Genomic DNA, 4,825 nt, shown 5'->3' on the forward strand with positions numbered 1-4,825 from the left:
CGTCCGCCCAATCCTTTTTCGACATGCCCGGTTGTATTTGCACATTCCCGGAACCCGTCGGCAATGCCGGGACCTTGAAACTCTTGGTGGAATTTGAGTTCTTGCCGTTATTGCTCGTGCTTTGCGCGTTGGCTTCGCTCGATGCGAAGCCGCTCGAAAGCGAAATCGTTAACAGCGCTGCGATTGCCAATGGGACGAATTGGCGATGACGAGAGGACATGTCGCGAACAGGCATAGCCGGCTCCTTGTGCTCATCCGCATGCGGTCTGAGCGGCGAACAGGGTTTGGGGGATGCAGCGGCCCGCCGGGATGCTCGGGGGAGCATCTCGGGAGGCATTCTCACGGTTGATCTGCGCGGGGCGAATAAGACGAAGGGGGTCGTGCGCTATTCGCAGCCCTGCGTAATCAGCATGCACGGTTAAGCGAGTTCGCGGGCTATCAAATCGAACGAATATGTCGGGGGCCGCACACGGATTTGGTGTGGCTGACGATAGAGCAGTTGATATGTTGATAATTTCTTATTCAGATTCAAGCGACCATCCGCCCCACCCCACCGATCCCATACAACTCGCCGAAGTGCTTCGTCGGCACCGGCTTGCTAAACAGATAACCCTGCCCCTCGTGGCAGCCGAGTTGCCGCAAACTGTCGAGCTGGTTTGCCGTCTCGATGCCCTCGGCAATGGTATCGAGCCCGAAGCTGCGTGCCAGATCGACGATAGCGCGGATCACGGCGAGATCGCGCTCCGATTCGAGCATGCCTTGCACGAAGGCGCGATCGATCTTGATTCGGCTGAGCGGATAGGACTTCAGCTGGCTGAGCGACGCATAACCGGTCCCGAAGTCGTCGAATGCGATACCCACGCCGTGCTCGCGCAGTCGGTGCAGCGACGCGGGCACCCGTTCATCGTCGACGACGATATTCTCGGTGACCTCGAGTTCGAGGGCATCCGGCGACAAACCGTGCCGTTCGAGTGCCGCCACGACCTCCGACGCGATGTCGCCGACGCGAAACTGCACGCCGAACAGGTTGACGCCCATGCGAAAGTCCTTCACGCCGTGTCGACGCCAGTGTGCCGCTTGAGCGCATGCTTCGTCGAGTACCCAAAGGCCCACCGTGGCCGCGAGCGGGCCGTGTTCGAGCGCGGGGAGGAAAGCCGCGGGAGACAGCAGCCCGCGCTGCGGATGCCACCAGCGGATGAGCGCCTCCGCCCCGGTGAGCACGCCGTCGGAAAGCCGGATTTGCGGCTGGTAAAAGAGCACGAACTCGCCGTCGCTGACCGCACGGTGCAGTTCGACGTTGCAAAGCCGCCGCGCCATCGCCTCCATCCGCAACTCGGGGACGAACAAGAACGACTGACCGCGGCCCACGCTCTTTGCATTGCGCAACGTGAGATCCGCGTTGCCGATCAGCTCCAACGGTCCTTTCGCGTGAAGCGGAGCCACCGCCACGCCGCAGGTCGAGGCGATGCGCACTTCGCACGTGTCCACGACGATCGGCTCGGACAGCGCGGCGATCGCGCGATCGGCCACCGCCTTCGCCCGCGCCGGATCGGTGCAACCCGGCAGCAGGATCGCGAACTCGTCACCGCCCACGCGGGCCACGATGTCCCCTCCCCTCACGACCCGCTCTAGACGACGCCCTGTCTCGCAGAGAACGGCATCGCCCGTCGCATGCCCCAACGTGTCGTTGACGTCCTTGAACCCGTCGAGATCGATCATGATCAGGGCCGCGTCCGACCCTTCCACGAGCGCCTCTTCGACGCGACGGTAAAAGCACGCGCGATTCGCAAGGCCGGTGAGGACGTCGGTGTTCGCGAGGCGCAGCGTCTCGTCCCTTTTATACTGAAGCGCGCTCAGATCATCGAGGTGCGCGCTGATCGTCAGCGAACCGTTTTCGCCCCAGCAGAACAGCGAAACGCCGAGCAAAAACTCGGTCCCGTCGCTGCGGATCCCGTGCAGGCCGGACGGCATCGACAATCCGTCGGCCGAACGGGCCGCGACTGCACGCGTAAGCAGATCGCGCAATGCAGCGCGGTCGCGCTCGGCAGCGAAAATATCGATTGAGCGGCCGACGCCTTCTTCTCGCTCGTATCCAAAGAGCGCAGCGGCGGAGACGTTCCAGTCGACGATGACGCCGCCCTCGTCCAACCGCACCTCCGCGGTTGGCGAGTTCCGCACGGCTTTGCCGAAGGATGGCTTGGCCTCTTCGGTGGACATTTCGAGGCGGCGCAGCTCGAGTCGGTCAGCGGCCATTTTCGCCAGTTCGCGCAAACGCTCGCGGTCGTCCGGCGAAAAATCGTCGTGCGGTACGGCATCGATGATGCACAGCGCGCCGAGCGGATAGCCCTCCGGAGAGCGCAGCGGCACGCCGGCGTAAAACCGTAGCCCGGCCGATCCCGTGACCAGCGGATTGTCGTGGAAGCGCTCGTCGAGCGTGGCGTCCGGCACCACCATGACTTCATCTTGGGTGATGGCGTGAGCACAGAAGGAAACGTCGCGGCTCATGTCGACCGTTGTGCCGTCGAAGCCGGTACTTGCCGCGAAAAAGACGTGATCGGTGCCGATCATGTTGACCGCGGCAACCGGCATGCCGAACATGCGCGCCGCGATCTGAACCACCGGATCGAGACTGGGCAGCGGCCGGTCGCGTCCCAGCCGGTATTCGGACAGGGCCTTAAGCCGTTCGGTCTCGGTCGCCAATGCAGGGGGACACTTCATTAAGGTCTCCTTCCGCCTCGTTCTGGGCGGTGATCGGGCTGCCGCCGCTTGTCTATTCCGCGGCTATTATCCACACTCATTGTTCAGCGGTCGTTGAAAACGATTATAAGGCTTTGTGTCGCTGGACAAAATAGTGGGAACGCGGTCAAAGGCTTGCTGATTTTCACCAATACCGCGCGAGTTCGCCGCGCTTGTATTTATCGCGTGCCGTCGCGCCGTATCGTGCCGCATGTCATCATCGCCTTGTCACAAAGCTACAGGACCGTTCACCCGAGCTGGCCGAACGGGCAGCCTCACTGCGTGCCTTAACCTATTGACGCGATGCTCGCCGCGGCGATAATGAAAGTCACCTCGATCCGTTACACCGACATGTCCGAAAAACGTAATCAGATCGTCAGCACCGCTACGCGCCTATTCGGGCTCTACGGTTATCACAGCGTGGGTATCGATTGGGTTATCTCGGAGGCGCACGTCACGAAGACGACGATGTACCGGCATTTTCCATTGAAGACCGATCTGATCGTCGAGGTGCTCGAGCAGCGTGCGCGCGCGTGCGCCGCCTCGCTCGACGAGGTGCTCGCGCAGGCAGGCTCACCGCTCGAGCGCATGCAAAAAGTCTTCGAATGGCATCGCGATTGGTTCAATGCCGAGGACTTCAGCGGGTGCATGTTCGCACACGCAGCAGCCGAGTTTCCGTCGAAGGGGTACCCGATCCACGCAGCGGCGGCTGCCCAGAAAGCCGGGTTGACCGAGCGTATCGAGAGCATCCTGTGCGAGATGATCGACCCGGGCGAAGCGTCGGCGCTGGCACCGGTGTTCATGATGCTGCTGGACGGCGCCACGCTGTCGGCTCAAATCGCCGGCCGAAAGAGCGCGGCAACCGAAGCGTGGTCCGTCGCCCGCGAGATGATCCTGGCCCGTTCGCGCCCCGCCGTCACGCCATCGAGTATTGCGTCTGCTCCAGCAAGCTGAGCAGGCAGTCGTAGTACTGCTCGCACGAGGCAAGGCGCAGTTGCGCGCCGAACACAACATCAGCGGCGGCGGCCGGCGTGCGTTCGATCAGCGGCACGATCACGTTCTGAAGCCAGCCTTGGCCGTGCACGACGTCGATCTCGACATGCTCCGAGTAGTAGCGATACGCATCGCCCGCGAACCCAAGGCGCCGGCAGCCATGAACGACCTTCTCGTACGATGCAGGGTCGATCAGTTCCGTTACTGCCATGACACCGAGCAATTTCCAATAATGCTCGCGGCTCAACGCGGTCATCATGAACAGGTTGTGCCCCGCGTATCCTTGCCATGGCAGCGCGCCGATCTGATTGAAACGCATCTGCGTCAGCCCGCAGGTATCGAGCAGATCGCGGAACGTATGGACATGCGCTTCGTTTCGATTGCCGCGGCCCGATTCGTCCCAAAGATTCTGAACGAGTTCAGGGCGCGTGAACTCCTCGGAGCCCACCATGGACAGCGCCAGCAAGTCGAAGAACCGGATGTTCAGCGCACTGTCGCTTGCGAAGAAGCGCTGCATCGCTATGCGGTCGGCCTGCACGGCCAGGTAATCGAACAGCCGGTGCGAACTCGCATCGTGTGCCTTGCATAGCCGTGCGATCGTGTTCACCGTCCGTGCCGGGCTTTCCGCCGCGCAGGGGACGAGAGCGGCGCGCTCGGCGGCAAGCCAAGCTCGTTCGAGCAGGTTGCGAACGCTGTACAGCAGCGGATCGTGCTGGTTAGGCGCGGCTTCGTCGTCAGGGCGGCAAAGCTGAAGCTCATAGAGCGCGAACAGCGCGCGATGCGCTTCGGCCTTGGCGGCCGCGTCGTTTTCCTCGAAACCTTGTGTGGCCACCGCCGTCACCTTCGACAAGTAGCGAACGGCAAAGGACTCGCAGCCCTCTACGCGCTCTCGAAGCATCGGCGTATGAATCAATCGATCACCCCCCGCGCTCAGTGAAAGCGACAGCAGATTCTCGGCCCAAGTCTGAAGCGCCATCGAATCGAATAGTGCATCGGAATTAAGAGATTAGGCACAGTTCCCGGTTATGCCTAGATCGAGACGGGATGAGTTCTGTGGTGACCGTGGAGTGCCAGTCGGAGGCAGTTGACTCCTGAA

General features: G+C 62.0%; 4 protein-coding genes. 1 reads left to right on the plus strand and 3 read right to left on the minus strand.

Translation table 11 applies throughout. The annotated features are described in order from the left end of the window. Together DWV00_RS33845 and DWV00_RS33440 are read right to left on the minus strand one after the other, a co-directional pair. The coding region (locus tag DWV00_RS33845) for a hypothetical protein (protein ID WP_147298046.1) at window positions 1-235 on the minus strand (235 nt) is incomplete at its 3' end. A gap of 293 nt (window positions 236-528) precedes the next feature. Further along, the gene (locus DWV00_RS33440; protein WP_115537896.1) at window positions 529-2,718 is read right to left on the minus strand and encodes a putative bifunctional diguanylate cyclase/phosphodiesterase; all 2,190 of its coding nucleotides are present in this window, start codon (window positions 2,716-2,718) and stop codon (window positions 529-531) included. A 369-nt stretch (window positions 2,719-3,087) separates the two neighbouring features. Between DWV00_RS33440 and DWV00_RS33445 the strand changes: the two genes are divergently transcribed. Continuing rightward, window positions 3,088-3,690, plus strand: a complete 603-nt coding sequence (locus DWV00_RS33445) for a TetR/AcrR family transcriptional regulator (RefSeq protein ID WP_181885672.1) — start codon at window positions 3,088-3,090, stop codon at window positions 3,688-3,690. Here DWV00_RS33445 and DWV00_RS33450 read toward each other — a convergent pair. Beyond that, entirely contained in the window at window positions 3,653-4,705 is a 1,053-nt protein-coding gene (locus DWV00_RS33450) for an iron-containing redox enzyme family protein (protein ID WP_115537898.1), read from the minus strand. The genes DWV00_RS33445 and DWV00_RS33450 overlap by 38 nt on opposite strands. Between the last annotated feature and the right edge of the window lie 120 nt (window positions 4,706-4,825).

Source organism: Trinickia dinghuensis (assembly GCF_003367175.1).
Lineage (GTDB): Bacteria > Pseudomonadota > Gammaproteobacteria > Burkholderiales > Burkholderiaceae > Trinickia > Trinickia dinghuensis.

What these genes read in the sequence shown, in the direction of transcription:
- DWV00_RS33450 (WP_115537898.1), bottom strand. Translation starts at nt 4,705, where the DNA reads ATGGCGCTTCAGACTTGGGCCGAGAATCTGCTGTCGCTTTCACTGAGC.
- DWV00_RS33440 (WP_115537896.1), bottom strand. Translation starts at nt 2,718, where the DNA reads ATGAAGTGTCCCCCTGCATTGGCGACCGAGACCGAACGGCTTAAGGCC.
- DWV00_RS33445 (WP_181885672.1), top strand. Translation starts at nt 3,088, where the DNA reads ATGTCCGAAAAACGTAATCAGATCGTCAGCACCGCTACGCGCCTATTC.